This window comes from Qipengyuania zhejiangensis (genome assembly GCF_035607565.1).
In the GTDB taxonomy this organism is placed as follows: Bacteria; Pseudomonadota; Alphaproteobacteria; order Sphingomonadales; family Sphingomonadaceae; genus Qipengyuania; species Qipengyuania zhejiangensis.
Genome location: NZ_JAYKGO010000003.1, coordinates 1,156,185 through 1,175,635, shown reverse-complemented (window position 1 = coordinate 1,175,635; position 19,451 = coordinate 1,156,185). Strand labels below are relative to the sequence as shown.

Annotated in this window: 19 protein-coding genes; 12 read left to right on the top strand and 7 right to left on the bottom strand. The window is 63.9% G+C overall.

From position 1 onward, the window contains the following. Nucleotides 1-105: 105 nt before the first annotated feature. Entirely contained in the window at nucleotides 106-1,098 is a 993-nt protein-coding gene (locus tag VR863_RS13460; RefSeq protein ID WP_434785010.1) for an NAD(P)H-quinone oxidoreductase, read from the bottom strand. Nucleotides 1,099-1,240: 142 nt separating this feature from the next. On the opposite strand from VR863_RS13460, the gene VR863_RS13455 reads away from it, so the two are divergent. From VR863_RS13455 to VR863_RS13425, 7 genes are all read left to right on the top strand, one after another. Then, a complete protein-coding gene (locus VR863_RS13455; protein WP_324828981.1) occupies nucleotides 1,241-1,441 on the top strand; it encodes a DUF1192 domain-containing protein in 201 nt (66 codons plus the stop codon). A gap of 129 nt (nucleotides 1,442-1,570) precedes the next feature. After that, nucleotides 1,571-3,958 (top strand): ATP-dependent Clp protease ATP-binding subunit ClpA, encoded by a 2,388-nt coding sequence (gene clpA, locus VR863_RS13450; protein WP_324828980.1) that lies wholly within the window; start codon nucleotides 1,571-1,573, stop codon nucleotides 3,956-3,958. 121 nt (nucleotides 3,959-4,079) lie between these two features. Continuing rightward, nucleotides 4,080-4,997, top strand: coding sequence for an ABC transporter ATP-binding protein (locus tag VR863_RS13445; protein ID WP_324828979.1), 918 nt, complete (start codon nucleotides 4,080-4,082; stop codon nucleotides 4,995-4,997). After that, the gene (locus VR863_RS13440) at nucleotides 4,994-6,490 is read left to right on the top strand and encodes an ABC transporter permease (RefSeq protein ID WP_324828978.1); all 1,497 of its coding nucleotides are present in this window, start codon (nucleotides 4,994-4,996) and stop codon (nucleotides 6,488-6,490) included. The genes VR863_RS13445 and VR863_RS13440 overlap by 4 nt, the downstream gene beginning before the upstream one ends. Nucleotides 6,491-6,532: 42 nt before the next feature. After that, nucleotides 6,533-7,537, top strand: a complete 1,005-nt coding sequence (locus VR863_RS13435; RefSeq protein WP_324828977.1) for a ligase-associated DNA damage response exonuclease — start codon at nucleotides 6,533-6,535, stop codon at nucleotides 7,535-7,537. A gap of 3 nt (nucleotides 7,538-7,540) precedes the next feature. Then, on the top strand, nucleotides 7,541-9,142 hold the full coding sequence (locus VR863_RS13430; RefSeq protein ID WP_324828976.1) for a cisplatin damage response ATP-dependent DNA ligase: 1,602 nt from the start codon (nucleotides 7,541-7,543) through the stop codon (nucleotides 9,140-9,142). Nucleotides 9,143-9,189: 47 nt separating this feature from the next. Then, nucleotides 9,190-9,699, top strand: coding sequence for a DUF1993 domain-containing protein (locus VR863_RS13425; RefSeq protein WP_324828975.1), 510 nt, complete (start codon nucleotides 9,190-9,192; stop codon nucleotides 9,697-9,699). Here VR863_RS13425 and VR863_RS13420 read toward each other — a convergent pair. From VR863_RS13420 to VR863_RS13395, 6 genes are read right to left on the bottom strand one after another with little or no spacing between them, the layout of a single operon-like run. Continuing rightward, a complete protein-coding gene (locus tag VR863_RS13420) occupies nucleotides 9,683-9,970 on the bottom strand; it encodes a DUF167 domain-containing protein (RefSeq protein WP_324828974.1) in 288 nt (95 codons plus the stop codon). The two genes, VR863_RS13425 and VR863_RS13420, sit on opposite strands and share 17 nt — an antisense overlap. Next, complete coding sequence (locus tag VR863_RS13415) at nucleotides 9,951-10,523, bottom strand: gamma carbonic anhydrase family protein (RefSeq protein ID WP_324828973.1); 573 nt, start codon at nucleotides 10,521-10,523, stop codon at nucleotides 9,951-9,953. Before VR863_RS13415 ends, VR863_RS13420 begins: the two co-directional genes overlap by 20 nt. Next, complete coding sequence (locus tag VR863_RS13410) at nucleotides 10,520-11,077, bottom strand: GNAT family N-acetyltransferase (RefSeq protein ID WP_324828972.1); 558 nt, start codon at nucleotides 11,075-11,077, stop codon at nucleotides 10,520-10,522. The genes VR863_RS13415 and VR863_RS13410 overlap by 4 nt, the downstream gene beginning before the upstream one ends. Continuing rightward, nucleotides 11,070-11,627 (bottom strand): GNAT family N-acetyltransferase, encoded by a 558-nt coding sequence (locus tag VR863_RS13405; protein WP_324828971.1) that lies wholly within the window; start codon nucleotides 11,625-11,627, stop codon nucleotides 11,070-11,072. Before VR863_RS13405 ends, VR863_RS13410 begins: the two co-directional genes overlap by 8 nt. Then, on the bottom strand, nucleotides 11,620-12,618 hold the full coding sequence (gene hemB, locus VR863_RS13400) for a porphobilinogen synthase (RefSeq protein WP_324828970.1): 999 nt from the start codon (nucleotides 12,616-12,618) through the stop codon (nucleotides 11,620-11,622). Before hemB ends, VR863_RS13405 begins: the two co-directional genes overlap by 8 nt. 39 nt (nucleotides 12,619-12,657) lie before the next feature. Next, nucleotides 12,658-14,331 (bottom strand): M23 family metallopeptidase, encoded by a 1,674-nt coding sequence (locus VR863_RS13395; protein WP_324828969.1) that lies wholly within the window; start codon nucleotides 14,329-14,331, stop codon nucleotides 12,658-12,660. Between the two features lie 132 nt (nucleotides 14,332-14,463). On the opposite strand from VR863_RS13395, the gene VR863_RS13390 reads away from it, so the two are divergent. The 5 genes from VR863_RS13390 (at nucleotide 14,464) to VR863_RS13370 (ending at nucleotide 19,415) form a co-directional block, all read left to right on the top strand. Next, nucleotides 14,464-16,992, top strand: a complete 2,529-nt coding sequence (locus VR863_RS13390; RefSeq protein ID WP_324828968.1) for a helicase-related protein — start codon at nucleotides 14,464-14,466, stop codon at nucleotides 16,990-16,992. 12 nt (nucleotides 16,993-17,004) lie between these two features. After that, nucleotides 17,005-17,262 carry an RNA-binding S4 domain-containing protein gene (locus VR863_RS13385; protein ID WP_324828967.1) on the top strand — a complete coding sequence of 86 codons (258 nt, stop codon included), beginning with the start codon at nucleotides 17,005-17,007 and terminating at the stop codon, nucleotides 17,260-17,262. 50 nt (nucleotides 17,263-17,312) lie between these two features. Continuing rightward, on the top strand, nucleotides 17,313-17,651 hold the full coding sequence (gene fdxA / locus VR863_RS13380; protein ID WP_324828966.1) for a ferredoxin FdxA: 339 nt from the start codon (nucleotides 17,313-17,315) through the stop codon (nucleotides 17,649-17,651). A 257-nt stretch (nucleotides 17,652-17,908) separates the two neighbouring features. Beyond that, complete coding sequence (locus VR863_RS13375; RefSeq protein WP_324828965.1) at nucleotides 17,909-18,442, top strand: CarD family transcriptional regulator; 534 nt, start codon at nucleotides 17,909-17,911, stop codon at nucleotides 18,440-18,442. A 145-nt stretch (nucleotides 18,443-18,587) separates the two neighbouring features. After that, nucleotides 18,588-19,415 (top strand): head GIN domain-containing protein, encoded by an 828-nt coding sequence (locus VR863_RS13370; protein ID WP_324828964.1) that lies wholly within the window; start codon nucleotides 18,588-18,590, stop codon nucleotides 19,413-19,415. The last annotated feature ends 36 nt before the right edge of the window (nucleotides 19,416-19,451 follow it).

The window sequence follows — 19,451 nt, the reverse complement described above, 5'->3', positions numbered from 1 at the left end:
TCGACCTCACCATGGCGGGCAAATATTACACGCCGACCACAAAACCGTTACGTATCGGGGACTTCGTTACACTTTCCGGTCAGGCAATTGCCTGTGTGCGGCTCCTCACGCAGCGTCGTCCGGGTCACCGAGAACCTTCAGCACGATCTTGCCGATGTGGTCGCCGGCCTCCATCCGCGCATGGGCAAGGCCAGCCTCGGTCAGCGCGAAAGTACGGTCCATGACCGGCGCCACGGTGCCGTCTTCGAACAGCGGCCACGCGTGGTTGTAGATTTCATCGGCAAGCAGCGCCTTGAATTCATCGGATCGCGGCCGAAGGGTCGACCCGGTCAACGTCACGCGTTTGCGCATGATGGTGGCCATGTTGAGTTCGGCCTTCAGTCCGCCCAGAACCGCGATCGTCACATGGCGGCCATCGTCGGCCAGACATTCGACATTTCTGGCCACATAGTCGCCCGAAACCATGTCGAGCACCACGTCCACGCCCCTGCCATCGGTGAATTTCTTCACTTCCTCGACAAAGTCCGCCTCTTTGTAATTGATCGCCAGGTCTGCACCCAGCTCGCGTGCGGCCTCGCACTTGTCGTCGCTGCCGGCGGTGGTGATGACGGTCAGATCGAACGCCTTGCCGAGCATGATGGCCATGGTCCCGATGCCTGACGTGCCGCCATGCACCAGCAAAGTCTCGCCTTCGCGGGCCCAGCCGCGCTCGAACACGTTGTGCCAGACGGTGAACAGCGTTTCCGGGATCGCCGCCGCTGCGGCCATGTCCATTTCCGGCGGCACATTCAGGCAATGGGCCGCGTTCGCAAGGCAGTATTCGGCATAACCGCCACCCGATACCAGCGCGCACACGCGGCGGTTGAGCATTTCGGGGGCAGCGCCCTTGCCCAGCGCGACGACCGTGCCGGAAATTTCCAGCCCCGGGATCGGGGATGCGCCGGGCGGCGGGGGATAAAAGCCCTGCCGCTGGATCACATCGGGCCGGTTTACGCCTGCGTGGCTCACGCGGATCAGGAGCTGGTTTTCGCCCGGCTGGGGAACGGGGAGCGTTTCGGGACGGAAGACATCGGGACCGCCCGGCTCGTCAAAACCCATCGCGATCATCGTATCGGGCACATTCGCTACCACGTTTTTCCCCTGCTTCGCGCACTGGCATCGTGGCGCCAGAGCCACGGAAGGGGGCAATACAGCGCACCCCCGTTGACAGCAACCGGGCAAGCTTGCGAGATTGGCTGCAATGCAAGACGATGATCGTCCCCGCCCCATAGGCGATGCCGCGAGCAAGCTCGCCGCGGAGGATCTCGGCCCCTATTCCCAGGATGAACTGGAGGAGCGGATCGCCCTCCTCGAAGCGGAAATTGCCCGGGTGGAAAAACACCGTCTCAAGGCCGCCGCGCAACGCGACGCCGCCGAGGCGCTGTTCGGGCGCAAGGAATAGGTGATGGCGCGGGGGCTGAAATTTTCCTCCGTCGCACCCATATCGGCCACGCATACAGCTTTGGCTAACCTTCAGGCCATAAGCTCCCCCTTGCTCGCACCTCGCGAGCCCGCAAGAAAGACCCACTGAATGCCCAGTTTCGCAGCAAATCTCGAGAAGACCCTCCACGCAGCGCTCAGCGACGCGGGCGAGCGTCGGCACGAATACGCCACGCTCGAACACCTGCTGCTGGCGCTCATCGACGACGAAGACGCCGCCCAGGTGATGGCTGCCTGCGGTGTCGATGTCGACGAACTCGGCGCGGTGGTGAAGCAGTATCTCGAACAGGAATATCAGTCGCTCAAATCGGACGACGGTGCCGATCCCCAGCCGACGGCCGGGTTCCAGCGCGTGATCCAGCGTGCGATCCTGCATGTCCAGTCCAGCGGCAAGGACACCGTGACGGGCGCCAACGTCCTCGTCGCCCTCTTCTCCGAGCGGGACAGCTACGCGGTCTATTTCCTGCAACAGCAGGATATGAGCCGGCTCGATGCGGTCAGCTTCATCAGCCACGGCATCGGCAAGGGCGGCAAGCAGATCGAAGGCCGCCCCGCGCAAGGTGCCGAAGAGGCGGCGCCCGAAGCCGAAGAAAAGGGCGATGCCAAGGGCAAGAAGGAAACCGCGCTCGACCAGTTCACGGTCAACCTCAACCTCAAGGCGGAAGCCGGCAAGGTCGATCCGTTGATCGGCCGCGGACCCGAAGTCGATCGCACTATCCAGATCCTGTGCCGCCGCAGCAAGAACAACCCGCTCTATGTGGGCGATCCCGGCGTCGGCAAGACCGCGATCGCCGAAGGGCTTGCGCGCAAGATCGTCGAGGGTGAAGTGCCCGAAGTGCTCGCCAACGCGGTGATCTATTCGCTCGACATGGGCGCCCTGCTTGCCGGAACACGGTATCGCGGCGATTTCGAGGAGCGTCTCAAGCAGGTGGTGAACGAGCTGGAGGGCATGCCCGATGCCATTCTGTTCATCGACGAAATCCACACCGTCATCGGCGCCGGCGCAACCAGCGGCGGGGCAATGGATGCATCCAACCTGCTCAAGCCCGCGCTTTCGAGCGGCGCAATCCGCTGTGTCGGCTCGACCACCTACAAGGAATTCCGCAACCACTTCGAAAAGGATCGCGCGCTGCTGCGCCGGTTCCAGAAGATCGATGTGAACGAACCCACCGTCGAAGACACGATCAAGATCCTCAAGGGTCTGAAGAGCGCGTTCGAAGGGCACCACAAGGTCACCTACACCGCCGATGCTCTGAAGACGGCGGTCGAATTGTCGGCGCGGTACATCAACGACCGCAAACTGCCCGACAAGGCGATCGACGTGATCGACGAAGTCGGCGCGATGCAGATGCTTGTGCCGCCCAGCCGCCGCAAGAAGAAGATCACTTCGCGTGAGATCGAGCAGGTTATCGCCACGATGGCCCGGATTCCCCCGAAATCTGTTTCGAAGGACGACAAGAAGGCGCTCGAAAACCTCGAACGCGACCTCAAGCATGTCGTCTTCGGACAGGACGCCGCCGTGAAGAAGCTGTCCACCGCGATGAAGCTGTCGCGTGCGGGCCTGCGCGATCCGGACAAGCCGATCGGCAGCTTTCTGTTCAGCGGCCCCACCGGTGTCGGCAAGACCGAAGTGGCGCGCCAGCTGGCCAGCATCATGGGCATTGAACTCAAGCGTTTCGACATGTCCGAATACATGGAGCGTCACAGCGTTTCCCGCCTGATCGGCGCCCCTCCGGGCTATGTCGGCTACGATCAGGGCGGCCTGCTGACCGATGCGGTCGACCAGAACCCGCATTGCGTCCTCCTGCTCGACGAAATCGAGAAGGCGCATCCCGACCTGTTCAACATCCTGTTGCAGGTGATGGATAACGGGCGCCTGACCGACCATCACGGCAAGACGGTGGATTTCCGCAACGTCGTTCTGATCATGACCACCAACGCCGGCGCCGCCGACATGGCACGGCAGGGGATCGGCTTTGGCGACGTGTCCAAGGAAGACGCGAGCGAAGATGCCGTGAAGCGCATGTTCACACCGGAATTCCGCAACCGCCTCGATGCGGTGGTGCCGTTCAGCTATCTGGGCAAGGAAACGGTCGCCCGCGTGGTCGACAAGTTCATCCTCCAGCTGGAACTGCAACTGGCCGAACAGAATGTCGATATCCAGTTCGACAAGGAAGCCCGCGCGTGGTTGGCCGACAAGGGGTATGACCGCCTGTACGGCGCACGCCCCATGGCGCGTCTGATCCAGGACAAGATCAAGCAGCCGCTCGCCGAAGAGCTGCTGTTCGGCAAGCTGTCCGATGGCGGCGAGGTTCATGTGAGCGTGAAGGACAACAAGCCGTCCTTCGAACTGACCCCGGCGCCGCCCAAGGCCAAGCGCAAGCCGCCCGCCAGGAAAAAGTCCGCCGCGAAAGCGAAGACGGCGGTCAAGAAGCCCGATGCTGGCGCCAGCGAGAGCAAGGACGACAGCGGCAAGTAACAACCGGGGCCGGCGGGCGGTATAGCCAACCGTCGGCCCTGTTTTTGCGTTTAACCGGAATAGGTTGAGCGCTGCGCCTTCCCGCCCTACTGCTACGGCCGGTACTCGGGAGGAATGCTTAATGCCTGTCCTGCAGGTCGAAAACCTGGTCAAGCGGTTCGACAATTTCCTGGCGGTGGACGATCTTTCCTTCTCCGTGAAGGAAGGGGAAATCTTCGGCTTTCTGGGCGGAAATGGCGCTGGGAAGACCACGACCTTGCGGATGATGCTCGACATTATCCGTCCCACCTCCGGTCACATCGAAGTGCTCGGCAGCACGCCCGACAGGCGCAACGCGGCGGCCATCGGCTTCCTGCCCGAAGAACGCGGGCTCTATTCCAACATGAAGGCCATCGACGCGATCGTCTATTTCGGTCGCCTCAAGGAAATGGACCCCGGGGATGCGCGCCAGCACGGGATGGAGCTGCTCGAACGTTTCGAGCTGGCCGACCGGGCGAAAAGCAACATCGGGGACATGTCCAAGGGCATGGCGCAGAAAGTCCAGCTGGCCTGCTCGCTCGTCAACCGCCCGCAGTTGCTGATGCTGGATGAACCCTTTTCCGGCCTCGATCCGGTCAACCAGGGGCTGTTGGAGGATGAAATCCTGCGCGCTTCACGGCGTGGTGCCGCCGTGATCTTTTCCACCCATGTCATGCAGCACGCGGAACGCCTGTGCGACCGCCTGCTGCTGCTTCGGCGCGGAAGCAAACGGTTCGAGGGAACACTCGACGAAGCAAGGGCCAGCCTGCCAGCCCGTATCACGGCAACCGCCCGCCCCCAGATCGCGGCGGTTCGCGGCGTCGCCCGCGCCGATGCGCTGGAAGACCTGGGTGATGGCTGGACACGCTACGACCTGCAGCTTGTGCCGGGCGTCAGCGCCGCGGACGTATTGGAAACCTGCACCACGCAGGCAATCGCGCTCCGCCAGTTTGAAGAGCACCGCGCTTCGCTGCACGATGTCTTCGTCCAGATGGTCGGCGACGAGGGGGTCGAGCAATGAACAACAACATCCTGCTGATCGCCGCGCGCGAATTTCGCCAGACTGCCGCAATGAAGAGCTTCTGGCTGACACTTCTGCTGCTGCCCCTTGCTCTTGCGCTGGGTCCACTGTTCGCCGGCAGCCTTGAAGAAGACGAATCCGAACGCGTCGTCGTGATGGACCGTTCTGGCGGGCAAACCGCGCAGGCCATCGAGGATCGCTTCGCACTGGAAGGCGACCGCCACGTGATCGGCGATCTGTCGCGCTATGTGCGTCGCCACAATCTGGAAGAGGCGGACCCGCAGGCGCCCTGGGCCCAGTTCGATCGGTGGTACACCGCCGCCGATGTGGCAGCCTTTCGCGAGGGCGGCGGCGTGGACGAAGCCATCCGCAAGATCGACGCGGTCCGGGCGGCGGAAACCCCGGAATTCGAAACGCACGAGCCCGCCTATGCGTTCTCGCCAGCCGATCCGCAGATCATGGGATTGGAAGGGGACGCGCTGCAGGATGCCGTGGACGCGATGCTTAAAGCGGACGGGAACGATCAAGCAGGCGGCGCCGATATCGTCCTGATGATCGGGGCCGATTATCCCCGCGACCCCACCGTCAGGCTGTGGTCCAACGAACAGCCCAGTGCTGACTTCGTAACCCCGTTGCAGGACGTGCTGACCGCCGACCTGCGCCAGCGCCTGCTGACGCAGCAGGGACTTTCCGGCGAAACGGCCCTTGCCATCCAGTCGGCGGCCCCGGCAATTTCGGTGACCACGCCGCCGCCCGGCGGCGGGGCGCGCGAATCCATGCTCATCCGCTCGATCGTGCCCCTTGCCCTGGCCTATATCCTGATGATGAGCCTGATGCTGTCCGGCAGCTGGATGCTGCAAGGATCGGTGGAGGAACGCTCGAACAAGCTGATCGAATCGCTCCTCGCCTGCGTGCGGCCGGAAGAGCTGATGTACGGCAAGCTGCTGGGGGCGTTGGCTGTCGGCCTGTCGATGATCGCGGTGTGGCTGGGATGCGCCGCAGTAGCGGTCTTCTTCACCCAGGGCGCGATTGCCGACATGATCCGCCCTGCGCTGGAACCGCTGACGTCGCCCGTTGCCATCATCGCGATGATCTACTTTTTCATCGTGGGTTATATCGCGATCTCGATCCTGTTCGTGGCCGTTGGCGCGATGGCCGATTCGATGAGCGAGGCGCAGGGCTATCTGATGCCAATCCTGCTGGGCATCATCCTGCCGATCACGCTGTTGCTCAATTCGATCGTCGCCGGGAAGGACGGGTTCCTGGTCCAGCTCCTGACATGGATTCCGTTCTGGACCCCGTTTGCCGTGCTGGCGCGGTTGGGGATCGGGATCGAGGTGTGGGAATTGATCGGCGCCGGGATCGTGCTGGCCGCGTTCGTGGTGCTGGAGGTCATTTTCCTCGGTCGCCTGTTCCGCGCGAGCCTGCTGGCAACCGGACAGAAACCCGGCTTTCGCCAGATGATGGACCGGCTGAAACCCACCGGCGGATGATCCTTTCGGGAACGCTTGCGCTCGCTCTCGCTTGAATCGGGAATGGCAGCCCCTTTTTCCTGGATCCGTCCCGAACCGCACGGGATACACGTCGTGCCCGCCGATTGCTGGATCGACCCGTCGCGCCCGGCGGATCGCGCGCTGGTGACGCACGGACATGCCGATCACGCGCGCGGCGGGCATGGCCAGACCGTCGCCACGCCCGAAACCCTGGCGATCATGAAGTTGCGCTACGCGACTGACGGGGGCGCAACGCCTGTCCGATATGGCGAAACCATCCGCCTGAAGGGCGGCGTCGATGCGACCTACATCCCCGCCGGACACGTGCTCGGCAGCGCCCAGATCCTGCTCGAACATGCCGGTGAGCGGGTTGTCGTAACCGGCGACTACAAACGCCGCCCCGATCCCACGTGCCCCCCGTTCGAAGTCACGCCGTGCGACATTTTCATCACCGAAGCGACCTTCGGCCTGCCGTTGTTCACGCACCCGCCCATCGCGGACGAAATGGCCAAACTGCTCGACCGGCTCGCTGCCCATCCCGAACGCTGTGTGCTGGTTGGCGCCTATGCCCTTGGCAAGGCACAGCGTGTTATCGCGGAAGTGCGCGCGGCGGGGCACACGGCCCCGATCTATCTCCACGGTGCGCTGGAAAAGATGTGCCGTCTCTATGAAGAGCATGGCGTGGACCTGGGCGAATTGCGCCTGGTTTCGGATTACGCGAAAGACGACATGCGCGGCGCGGTGGTCGTGTGCCCGCCATCTGCCCTTAACGACCGCTGGAGCCGGCGTCTTCCCGATCCGATCACCGCCATGGCAAGCGGGTGGATGCGCGTACGCCAGCGCGCGCGCCAGCGGAACGTCGAATTGCCGCTGATAATCTCGGACCATGCCGACTGGGGCGAACTGACGCGCACGATCGAAGAGGTCGGCGCGCAGGAGAACTGGATCACGCACGGGCGCGAGGATGCGCTGCTGCGCTGGTGCCAGCTCCACCAACGCCGCGCGCGTGCGTTGGCGCTGGTCGGTTACGAGGACGAGGACGACTAGGGCATGGAAGAGTTCGCCGCCCTCGTCGATGCGCTGGTTTACACCCGTTCCCGCAACGAAAAGCTGCGCCTGATCGCGGAATACCTGCGCAGCGCATCCCCCGATGACCGCGGGTGGGCGCTGGCGGCCCTTTCGGACGGGCTCGATTTCCCGTCGGTAAAAAGCTCGACAATCCGGAACCTGATGGCGGAGCGGGTCGATCCCGTCTTGTGGACCCTGAGCCGCGATTTCGTGGGCGACACGGCGGAAACCGCCAGCCTGCTGTGGCCCGAACCGCCCGATCGGGCGGCCATCGCCCCGCCCCCGACGATCGACGAGGTGGTGGGCGCGCTGGGAAATATGACCCGCAAGAGCGTGGTGTCCGAACTGCCCAAACTGCTCGACAGGCTGGATTCGTCGGGTCGCTATGCCTTGCTCAAGCTGGCCACAGGCGGAATGCGGATCGGAATTTCATCGCGCCTTGCCAAGACCGCCTTCGCGCAGGCGTTCGATGTGTCGGTCGACGAGGTCGAGGAATATTGGCACGGGCTCCAGCCGCCCTACCCCGAACTGTTCGCCTGGGCCGCCGACGGGGTCGAACCGCCGGACACCGAAAATCTGCCGACCTTCCGGCCGTTCATGCTGGCCCATCCGCTGGACGATACCGTGGTCGACCTGGCGGACTATGCCGCCGAGTGGAAGTGGGACGGCATCAGGGTGCAACTGGTCCGGGCAGGCGACGAGACGCGGGTCTATTCGCGATCGGGCGACGATATTTCCGCCACCTTTCCCGAACTCCTCGATGCCCTGCCGTTCCCCGCAGTCCTCGACGGGGAATTGCTGGTGCGCGGATCGACCCAGGGCGGCGAAGCGGGCGGTGCGGCAAGCTTCAACGCGCTGCAACAGCGGCTTGGCCGCAAGACCGTGAGCAAGAAGATGCTGGGCGAATACCCGGCGTTCGTGCGCCTCTACGATGCACTGATCGTCGAGGGGGAGGATTTGCGCGAACGGGCGTGGAGCGAGCGGCGGTTACGGCTCGACGCGCTGATGGCGCGCCTGCCCCAAAGCCATTTCGATCTAAGCCAGGTGGTCGAGGCGGATGACTTCGGCCATCTTGCGACAATCCGCGAAGGCGCGCGTGACGATGCCATCGAAGGGCTGATGCTCAAGCGGCGGGACAGCCCCTATATCGCGGGGCGGCGCGTCGGCTTCTGGTACAAGTGGAAGCGAGACCCGCTGCTGGTGGATTGCGTGCTGATGTATGCCCAGCGCGGCAGCGGCAAACGTTCGAGCTTCTATTCGGACTACACGTTCGGATGCTGGGACGGCGATCCGGATTCGGGCGCGGACCTCCTGCCGGTGGGCAAGGCGTATTCGGGTTTCACCGACGAGGAACTCAAGAAGATCGATCGCCATGTGCGGCAGAACACGGTGAACCGGTTTGGACCTGTTCGCGAAACCGAAAAGACCCTGGTGTTCGAGGTGGCGTTCGACAGCGTGCATGAAAGCAAGCGTCACAAGTCCGGCCTCGCCATGCGCTTTCCGCGTATCCACCGCATTCGCTGGGACAAGCCCGCGCACGAAGCGGACCGGATCGAATCCCTGCGCGCTCTGGTGAGGGATTGACGCCCGGACCGTCGCGGCTAGGCGTAGCCGGGAACCGGGAGATTCACATGACAACCTATGACCTGATCGTGCCGACGTGGCGCAACACCCTGCGCGCGCTTTCCGCAATGATCGACAAGGCCGCCGCGCATTCCAAGGGCGATGCGCTCCTGGCGGAACGGCTGGCGCAAGACATGTTCCCACTGGCCACCCAATTCCGCTTCGTCGCGAATTTTCCGGGCGAAGGGCTGGTCCGCCTGGCCAAGCGCGATTTCACCTCACACGACGATGATCCCGCAAGCCTTGCCGATGCGAAGGACCGGATCGCAGAAACCCTGGCCATGCTCGACACGGTGCAGCCCGGCGATTTTATCGCTGCTGACGAGGAATTCGACATGGCGTTGCCAAATGGAATGACCTTCCGCCTTTCGGCCGATCAGTATGCGCGCGACTGGGCGCTGCCCAACTTCTATTTCCACACCAGCACCGCCTACGCGATCATGCGGATGCACGGCGTGGCCATCGGCAAGGCGGATCTGCTGCCGCACATGGTCGGTTATCTCAAGCCGCAGGTCTGATACGGAACAGCTTCTCGCGAGAAGTTGCGCCGCGCAACAACTCCACCCCTGAAGGCGCGATGCCGAGCGCGGAGGCGATCAGTCTGCGAACCGCTTCGTTCGCTGCGCCGTCCTGTGGTTTCGCGCGCACTTTTGCCACGGCGCGGCCGCCTTCGACAGCAATCCCCTGGGTTCGCGCCCCCGGCGTCACGCGGATTGCGAGCCGTCCTTCGGCGTCGGCCAGCGATAACAGCGCCTCGGGGTCGGGGAAGTCAGCCCTTGGTCGCTTCATCGATTGCGGCCGCGTGGGCTTTGGCATTCTCGGCATAATGCGCCACGCCGATGCGCATTCCCATGATCGCCATTTCGTCGAGATCGCGCATCTTGCGCGCGGGGCGGCCGCCCCATAGCTCGCGCGGGCCCATGACTTTGCCTTCGGTCAGCATCGCACCGGCAGCCAGCATCGCGTCCGAACCGATCACCGACTTGTTCATGGCGATCGCCCCCAACCCCACGAAACCGCGGTCCTCGATCGTGCAACCGTGCACCATGGCCATGTGACCAACCAGCACATCGTCGCCGATGATCAGCGGTGAACCATCGGGATCGCCCGGACGTTCGGGATCGCAATGGCACACGCTGCCGTCCTGGATATTGCTGCGCTGGCCGATAACGATCCGGCTTACATCGGCGCGCAGGACGCAATTGTACCAGATCGAGCTATCGGCCCCGATCTCGACATTGCCGATGATCGTGCAGCCGGGCGCGACAAACGCGGAATCGTGAATTTTCGGCGTGTGGCCGTGGATCGGTATGATGGTGACACCGGGGCGTTGCGCGGTCATCGTGTGCTCTCCCATTGCTCTGCGGCGAGCGAGTACTGGATCGTGGGGTTGTCTTCGGGCGGATAGTCCGGATCGGAAAAGTCGAGATCCCTTCGCCGCACCATGCCGAGCTTTTCCATCAGGTGCCAGCTTCCCACGTTCGCTTCGCTGGTCAACGCGACGACATGCGGCGCGCCGATCCGCGTAAACGCCCAGTCGATCACCGCACGCATCGCTTCTTCGGCATAGCCGCGCCGCCAGCGATCCTGGCGAACAAGCCAGCCGATTTCATGATCCCCCTGATTGGGCGCGCGGGGATGATCGACACGCTTCATTCCGCAGTGGCCGACCATTTCGCCGCTGAACTTCTCGATCATGAAAAGGAAGCTGAAGCCTTCGCGCGCGTAGAGGGCCATCGAACGGGCGTGCTTCGCCTCGATCTCGTGCAGTTCCTTGGTCCCACCGAGACGCGCCATCACATCCGGCGTGTTGAGCAGGCGGAATTGTTCGGCCGCATCGCCTTCGTCGATCGTGCGGAGTATCAGGCGATCGGTTTCGGCAACGATGTCAGCCATTGATCGATTCCCACGCGGCGCGATCGACCGAATAGACGATGATGACCGGGTTATCCGGGTCGAAATCCGCGCTGGCGAAGTCCAGGTCTTCGCGGCGTCGCATTCCGAGCCGCTTCATCAGGCCCCAGCTTCCCTCGTTACCGTTGACGGTGAGCGCCACCACCTCGTCCGCCGCGAACCTGCCGAAGGCAAGGTCGAGCGAGGCCATCGCGGCTTCCTTGGCGTAACCCTTGCCCCACGCGTCCTCGCGCAGGCGCCAGCCAGCCTCCATCATTCCGATCGGCCCGCCCTGTTGGTTGCAGCGTTTCAGGCCGCAGAACCCCAGTATTTCACCATCGTCCTTGCGCTCGATCACCCAGAAAGTGTGTCCGTGTTCACGGGCATAGGAAAGCAGCCGGTCCTGTGCCCCCTGCCGCTTGGCCGCATCGCAAACCCCGCCCAGCCACCGCATGACCGCCGGCGTGTTGGTCGCTTCCCAGAAACGTGGCCAATCCTCATCGCGCCAGTCGCGCATGATCAGGCGTTCGGTCTCGTGACGGAACTCAGCCATTGAGGATGCGCGCCGCCAAAGGCGCATGATAGGTGAGAACCCCGCTGCATCCGGCGCGTTTGAAGGAGATCAGCTTTTCCATCAGCAAGGCCTCGCGGTCGGCCACCCCGGCAGCTGCGCCCGCTTCGATCAAGGCGTATTCGCCGCTCACCTGGTAGGCAAAAACCGGTACGCCGAAGCGCTCTTTGGCGCGCCAGATCACGTCGAGATAGGCAAGGCCCGGCTTCACCATGACGCTGTCGGCACCCTCGGCGATGTCCATGGCGATTTCGCGCATGGCCTCGTCGCCGTTCGCCGGGTCCATCTGATAACTCTTCTTGTCGCCTTTAAGCAGTCCGCCGGAGCCCACCGCATCGCGGAACGGGCCGTAGAAGGCCGAGGCGTATTTCGCCGAATAGGCCATGATCTGGATATTGGGGTGATCGGCCATCTCCAGCGCCATGCGGATCGCCCGCACGCGGCCGTCCATCATGTCGGAAGGGGCAATGATATCGGCGCCCGCATTGGCCTGGTTCACGGCCTGGTCCACCAGCACCGCCACGGTGTCGTCGTTGACGACATATCCGTGCGCATCGAGAAGCCCGTCCTGCCCGTGGCTGGTATAGGGGTCGAGCGCCACATCGGTCAGTATGCCCACATCGCTGCCGCAGGCATCGCGTACGGCCTTGATCGCGCGGCACATCAGGTTGTCGGGATTGAACGCCTCTGCCCCGTCGTCGCTGCGGGCTTCGGGCGGGGTGTTGGGAAACAGCGCGATGCACGGAATGCCCAGATCGACCGCTTCCCTTGCGCGTTTCGCGATCTGGTCGACCGACCAGCGCGATACGCCGGGCAGGCTCGCGACCGGATCTTCCACGCCGGTGCCGCCGGTAACGAACAGCGGCCAGATAAGATCGGCCGAAGTCATCACCGTTTCACGGTGCATTCGGCGGCTCCAGTCGCTTGCGCGCGTACGGCGCAGACGCGTGGCGGGATAGGATGCGTTGCTCATGGATGGAACCTGTGCCGCAAGCCGCGACCCGGCGCAATCTCAGCCGACAGCCTTGGGTGCATCCAGGCGGTCGATTTCGCGCATCGGTTCCTCGCTCGCGACCTCGGTAGCTGTCGGCTCGAGATCGACAAGCGCGGCCCCCGGCTCCACCGTTCGCAATTTGGCGAGGGTGTCGCGGAAGCGCCGAAGTTCGGCACCGGCCAACTGTGCACGGGTCACGTATTTCACCGAGGACGGATCGACCGCGCGCCCGTTGCGGTACATTTCGTAGTGAAGATGCGCGCCCGTCGACAAGCCGGTGGACCCGACATAACCGATGACCTGCCCGCGGCGCACGGCCTGCCCGCGGTTCACCGCCATCCGGCTCATATGGCAATACCGCGTTTCGAGGCCGCCGTCGTGGCGCAGGCGCACCGCGTTTCCGCAGCCGCCCATCCGGCCCGCCCCGCTAACCCGGCCATCGGTTACCGCCACGATCGGCGTCCCGTGACGGGCGCGATAATCGAGGCCGGAATGCATCCGCCGGTATCCCAGGATCGGATGGCGACGCATCCCGAACCGCGAACCCACCGGGCCGGGAACCGGCGACACCAGCCCGCCGCGCTGTTCACCCACGCCCGACGCTTCGTAGAACTGGCCATCGCTGCCCCATCGCATCAACTGCACCCGCGGCTTCTCGGCCCGATCGATTCCGGCGAAAAGCAACTGGCCTGCCTGTCGCTCGCCCGTGGCGGCGCGGCGGTGCGACACGATCATGTCGAAGGTATCGGTCGAACGGATATCGCGATCGAGGTTGATCTGCGATCCCAGGGTCTTGAGGAACGATTGCACCGCGCTGGCCGGAGCGCCGGCGGCGCGCGCCGACCGATAAAGGCTGCTGCCCACCGTACCGCGTATCCGCAGCGGTGTGTCATCGACCCGGATCGGGTGCTTCACCAGTGAAAGACTGCCGCCTTCATCGAGACGCCCCACCGCCAGTTCGAGATCGAAACGAGCGCGAAAGGTCAATTTTTCAAGCGGCCGCGGTTCGCCCGGCGAAGGACGTCGGCCCAGCGTGATGTCGAACTGCGTACCGGATTCGATGTCGGACAGCGGTATCGCGCGGCCGACCATATCGGTCACCGCCCCGGTATCGGCAGCGCCTACCCCGGCGCGGCGCAGCATCCGCTCGAAACTGTCCCCGCGGGCAAGGGTTGCGAGCATTTCCAGACGCGGACGTTCTGGCGCGGCGGTAAGCGGTTCGACCAGCGCGGTTGCGCCCATGTGGCGGCCGCTGTCCGCGCCCAGCGCCAGCGGCAGGATCATCTGGCTGCGGTATTCGTCACGCACCGCGTCATCGATATGCGCGGGCGGTGCCGCCTCCAGCGGCGCAAAGCTGGGCCAGAAGGCGAGCGCGAGGATTGTCAGCCCAACAAGCGTGCCAAGCCCACGAAACCAACGCGGACTGCCGATGTCGGCGCCGAGATCGGGCGCGAGGTCGAGTTCCGCAACGCGGCTGGACAGCTTTTGCGCCCAGGCCGAAAACGAGAGGCGCGGCAAGGTGATCTGGGGCAGAATCTGGTCGTGCGTGAGCGCGGCAGCCGATTGCCCGGGCCCACCCGTGCGTGACTGATCGCCGCTGCCGTCAATGTCCCCGTGGGACGTGAACACGCCTGACCCTCCGAAATTGGCCACACCCGATTGGGGGAAGCGGCCCGACCCGTGCGGGTCCAATGCCCGCGTTTCCTGCCGAAACAAAGTAAAGACCGCCTTAACTTGCGGCCATGCGAGTCGAGAATGCGGCGAATTGAGTATGGGTTGCGCCGGGCGGTTGCGGTGCGCGTGCCGCGCTGCCACCTAGGGGGCGTGCATGACAGCGCGATCAAGGCGGTCCTTGGACCCACCAACACCGGCAAGACCCATCTGGCGATAGAGCGGATGTGCGCCCATTCTAGCGGAACCATGGGCTTCCCGCTGCGCCTGCTTGCGCGCGAGGTCTATGACCGCGTCCGGGCGATCAAAGGCGACGCGCAGGTCGCGCTGATTACCGGCGAGGAGCGGATCGAGCCCAAGGGCGCGCGTTACCTGTGCTGCACCATGGAAGCCATGCCGCGCAACGGGGCCAATGCCGCGTTCGTCGCCCTCGACGAGGCGCAGTTGGGCGCGGACCGCGAGCGCGGGCATATCTTCACCGATCGGCTGCTGAACACGCGCGGCCGGGAGGAAACGATGATCCTCGGCGCAGCCACACTAGCGCCCCTGGTCCGCGAACTTGTCCCCGAGGCGGAAATTTCCGACCGCCCGCGTTTCTCGACGCTGACCCACATCGGCCCGCGCAAACTTTCACGGTTGCCCCCGCGCAGCGCGATTGTCGCGTTCAGCGCCGAGGCGGTTTACAGCGTGGCGGAAATGCTGCGCCGGTTTCGCGGCGGCGCCGCAGTGGTGATGGGCGCGCTCAGCCCCGAGACACGCAACAAGCAGGTCGAATTGTTCCAGAACGGCGAAGTCGATTACATCGTGGCAACCGATGCCGTGGGCATGGGACTGAACCTCGATGTGAACCACGTCGCCTTTGCCGGGCTGGGCAAGTTCGATGGCGTGAAGATGAGGCGCCTGTTGCCGGCCGAAATGGCCCAGATTGCCGGGCGCGCCGGGCGGCACCAACGCGACGGCACCTTCGGGACACTCGCCGGCCAGAACCATGGCGGGTCCTCCCCCGAATTCACCGAAGAGGAAATTTACGCGATCGAGGAGCATCGCTTTGCGCCCCTGACGCACCTGTACTGGCGCGATCCCGAACCGCGCTTCGACAGCCTCGCCGCGCTAATTGCCGATCTCGAGGCCTCGCCCTCGGATCCGGTGCTGCGCCTTGGCCCCGAGGCTATCGACCTCGCCACCCTCAAGCGTCTGGCCGAAGATCCGGTCAGCGCCAATGTTCGCACACCCGGAATGGTGCGGCGCTTCTGGGAAGCCTGTTCCCTGCCCGATTTTCGCAAGCGCGGCCCCGATGTTCACGCGCGATTCGTTGCGCGGTTGTGGCAGGACCTGTCGCAGGGATACCTCGGCGCCGACTATGTCGCTGCGCGAATCTCCGAACTCGACAACATGGCGGGTGACATCGATACGCTGCAGGGGCGGATCGCAGCGATTCGCAGCTGGGCCTATATCTGCCAGCGGCCCGACTGGGTGCTGGCGCGTGACGAAATGGCGTCGCGCGCGCGGGCAGTGGAAGCAAAACTTTCGGACGCGCTCCATGCGCGGCTGACCGAACGATTCGTCAACCGGAGAACGGCAATCCTTATGAAATCGCTTGGTGAAGACGCCAGCATGCTGCCCATCGAACTGGGTGCCGACGGAAGCGTGACAGTCGAAGGGGAAACCCTCGGCTCGATCGAAGGCTTTCGCTTTGTCGTCGATCCGCAGGCGCGTCACGAGGATCGTCGGATGCTGCTGGCCGCGGCGGAAAAGGCGCTGCCGCGCCTGCTGGGCAAGAAAGCCGAAGCGCTCGCGGCGTCGGACCTCGCGGAAATCGAACTTTCGCGCGGCACCCTGCGCTGGAGGGGGCAGGAACTTGCCACGCTGGAAACACGCGACGGCACCGTGACGCCGTTGCTCCATCCTTCGCGTGAGGTGCAGGCGCTGCCCGAAGGCGCGCGCACGAGGCTGGTTGCGGCGCTGGAGGGCTGGCTGGCCACCAGGCTCGCGCCGCTCGATCCGCTGGACAAGCTGCACAAGGCAGCGGTCAATCCGGATGCCGGGTCGCAGGCGCGCGCGCTGCTGCTCAATCTGCTGGCCGGTCATGGCTATATAAGCCGCGAACGGGCGGGCATCGAACATCTTCCCAAGGAGATGAGGCCGTTCCTGCGCAAGATCGGGGTGACGTTCGGCGCACTCGACATCTTTGCGCCGGCCTTGCTCAAACCCGCGCCGCGTCAGGTGCTGAGCGCGCTCGGCATCGACCGCCGACCGCTGAACGAAGCGATGGTGCCCACCATTCCCGGCGGCAAGAAAATGCCTGCCGGCTACCGTGCCGCTGGCGAACAGGCGATCCGGATCGACCTCGCCGAAAAAATCCTTCGCGCCGCCCACGAAGCCCGTGCCAAGGCGCAGGGCAAGCCGAAGGGCAAGGCCAAGGGCAAAGATCGCCACCGCACGTTCCCGCTGGATATGTCGCTGCCGATTTCGATTGGGCTGGAAGAAGGCAACATCGTGCGCCTGCTGGGCGTCGCCGGGTTCCGCGTGCACCGCGCCCGGCCGCTTGCCGATGGCGCGTTCGGCCCGCCGCGACCCGACTTGTGGGAATGGCGCCCGTCGCGCCGCAAGCAGGAGCGCAAGGCCGAGCCTCGCCCTGTCGAAGGCAGCGCCTTTGCCGCCCTGGCCGATCTGGTCCGGTAATCGGATGGGCGCATGAGGATCGACCGGCTGCTGTGCCACCTGCGCTTTTTGCGCACCCGCAGCGCCGCGACGAAGTTGGTCGAATCCGGCCATGTCCGCCGAAATGGAGAGCGCGTCACACGCGGATCGCACGATGTGCGCGTGGGCGATGTGCTTACCCTGCCGCTGGGTAATAGCGTGAAACTGGTCGAAATTCTCGCCCTTCCCGAACGGCGCGGCGCCCCGCGCGAGGCAGAAGCTTGTTATCGCGAGCTTGACCCCAAAGGATAATCCGCCTTAGCAGCGGGGAAAGCGAAACACTTCAAGGGATCCGACTACCCATGACCTATGTCGTCACCGACGCGTGCATCAAGTGCAAGTACACCGACTGCGTCGAAGTCTGCCCGGTTGATTGTTTCTATGAGGGCGACAACATGCTCGTCATCAACCCCAGCGAATGCATCGATTGCGGCGTGTGCGAACCCGAATGCCCGGCCGAAGCAATTCTTCCCGATACCGAAGACAATCTGGAAAAGTGGCTGGAGCTGAACACCAAGTTTTCGGCAGAATGGCCCAACATCACGCAGAGCAAGGCCCCGCCGGCCGACGCAGACGAGCACAAGGGCGAAGAAGACAAATTCGACAAGTACTTCTCGGCTGAGCCCGGCGAGGGCGACTAAGCCTTCGCGCGCCCCGGCGCATTGCCTTGCCACCGATCGTCCGAAATGAATTGCGATTCGCAATGATCGTGCGGCTGTGCTATATAATGCAACAACTGTTCCGGTTTGCTCCCGGTCAGATGATGCAATTGAAAGGGCAGGCCACCCCCGCAACTTCATGATAGAGCTTTAACTGCACCCCTTCGCAAGGGCTGCGGACAGGCTCTTTCGCGACGGTGCGAGCCCCCCAAGGCCGGTCCTTACGAAAGGATGTATGCATGGCAAGCCAGGCGAATATCTTCGATGTTGGCGATTATGTTGTTTACCCCAAGCACGGCGTCGGCCGTGTGATCGAACTGCAGAGCGAGGAAATCGCCGGCATGCAGCTCGAACTTTATGTTCTTCGCTTCGAGAAGGAACGCATGACTTTGCGCGTTCCGGTCAACAAGGTCGAATCGATCGGCATGCGCAAGCTGTCGAGCGACAAGACGCTCAAGGAAGCGATGGAAACCCTCAAGGGCAAGCCCAAGGTCAAGCGGACCATGTGGAGCCGCCGGGCGCAGGAATACGAAGCCAAGATCAATTCGGGCGAAATCGTCCTGATTGCCGAGGTGACCCGTGACCTGTTCCGCCCGGACGATCAGCCCGAGCAGAGCTATTCGGAACGTCAGATCTTCGAAGCGGCCTCCAGCCGCCTCGCCCGCGAACTGGCGGCGATGGAGAAGACCGACGAGCCGACGGCTCTCGAGAAAATCCTCGACGTTCTGCGCGAACACGCGCCGCAATATTACGAGAATACCGAAGACGCCTGATCGACAGGCGACATCGTGAACTCGACCAAGGGGCCGTTCCGCAAGGGGCGGCCCCTTCTGCATGTCTTGCAGTCAGCCGCTCGCTGTATTATATCGGCAACACGGATAACCGGTCCACGCCGGGAACAGCGAAAGGAACGCATTCATGATCCACAAGATTATCAAAGGCCTCGCCCCCCTGGCGATATTGGCCAGTGCCACGTTGGTTTCGGGCTGTGACGGCGTGAATGTCCAGATCGGCGATACCGACGGTGTGCCGCTTGCCGAACTCGATATGAGCGGCCCCGCCCCGACCGAGCTTGTCCTGGCAGGCCCCGACAATGTCTTCGTCACCGAGGGCGAGAAACTGTCCATCGACGTTTCCGGAGACGAAAAAGCGGTCGATGCCTTGCGGTTCTCGCTGGACGACGGAGCGCTGGGCATAAGCCGCGAGAAGGACAGCTGGAAAAACAACGGCACCGCAATCGTGCGCGTCACCCTGCCCAGCCTGACGGGCATCACCCTGGCCGGATCGGGCGATATCGAAGCCGAAACGCTGAGCGGGAAAGGCGATGTCACCATCGCGGGATCTGGCAAGACCAAGATCAACCGCGTCGACACCTCGAGCCTCGACCTCACGATTGCCGGTTCAGGCAGTTTCGAAGCGGCAGGCACCACCGGCACTCTCGACATGACAATCGCCGGATCGGGCAAGGCTAGCATGGCAGGCCTGTCAGTCGAAGCCGCCGACATCTCCGTTGCCGGATCGGGCGATACCGAGTTTGCTTCCGACGGGAAGGTCGAAGCGAATATCGTGGGATCGGGCAGCGTCACGGTTATCGGCCGCGCCGATTGCACTGTCAGTTCGCTGGGTTCGGGCAAGCTGCGCTGCCAGAACCCGCCCAAAACCGCCGCACCCGCCGCAAAACCCGAAGCCGGTGAGGCTCCGGAAGCGCCAGACGCGCCGGACGCGCCGACCGCACCGGACGCCTGAGTTCATCGACGGGAAACAGGTTATCGGCTAGGCGGT

Bases quoted from the DNA above. Each gene is read 5' to 3' on its own strand.
- VR863_RS13460 (WP_434785010.1), bottom strand. From the start codon at position 1,098: ATGGGTTTTGACGAGCCGGGCGGTCCCGATGTCTTCCGTCCCGAAACG.
- VR863_RS13455 (WP_324828981.1), top strand. From the start codon at position 1,241: ATGCAAGACGATGATCGTCCCCGCCCCATAGGCGATGCCGCGAGCAAG.
- clpA (WP_324828980.1), top strand. From the start codon at position 1,571: ATGCCCAGTTTCGCAGCAAATCTCGAGAAGACCCTCCACGCAGCGCTC.
- VR863_RS13445 (WP_324828979.1), top strand. From the start codon at position 4,080: ATGCCTGTCCTGCAGGTCGAAAACCTGGTCAAGCGGTTCGACAATTTC.
- VR863_RS13440 (WP_324828978.1), top strand. From the start codon at position 4,994: ATGAACAACAACATCCTGCTGATCGCCGCGCGCGAATTTCGCCAGACT.
- VR863_RS13435 (WP_324828977.1), top strand. From the start codon at position 6,533: ATGGCAGCCCCTTTTTCCTGGATCCGTCCCGAACCGCACGGGATACAC.
- VR863_RS13430 (WP_324828976.1), top strand. From the start codon at position 7,541: ATGGAAGAGTTCGCCGCCCTCGTCGATGCGCTGGTTTACACCCGTTCC.
- VR863_RS13425 (WP_324828975.1), top strand. From the start codon at position 9,190: ATGACAACCTATGACCTGATCGTGCCGACGTGGCGCAACACCCTGCGC.
- VR863_RS13420 (WP_324828974.1), bottom strand. From the start codon at position 9,970: ATGAAGCGACCAAGGGCTGACTTCCCCGACCCCGAGGCGCTGTTATCG.
- VR863_RS13415 (WP_324828973.1), bottom strand. From the start codon at position 10,523: ATGACCGCGCAACGCCCCGGTGTCACCATCATACCGATCCACGGCCAC.
- VR863_RS13410 (WP_324828972.1), bottom strand. From the start codon at position 11,077: ATGGCTGACATCGTTGCCGAAACCGATCGCCTGATACTCCGCACGATC.
- VR863_RS13405 (WP_324828971.1), bottom strand. From the start codon at position 11,627: ATGGCTGAGTTCCGTCACGAGACCGAACGCCTGATCATGCGCGACTGG.
- hemB (WP_324828970.1), bottom strand. From the start codon at position 12,618: ATGAGCAACGCATCCTATCCCGCCACGCGTCTGCGCCGTACGCGCGCA.
- VR863_RS13385 (WP_324828967.1), top strand. From the start codon at position 17,005: ATGAGGATCGACCGGCTGCTGTGCCACCTGCGCTTTTTGCGCACCCGC.
- fdxA (WP_324828966.1), top strand. From the start codon at position 17,313: ATGACCTATGTCGTCACCGACGCGTGCATCAAGTGCAAGTACACCGAC.
- VR863_RS13375 (WP_324828965.1), top strand. From the start codon at position 17,909: ATGGCAAGCCAGGCGAATATCTTCGATGTTGGCGATTATGTTGTTTAC.
- VR863_RS13370 (WP_324828964.1), top strand. From the start codon at position 18,588: ATGATCCACAAGATTATCAAAGGCCTCGCCCCCCTGGCGATATTGGCC.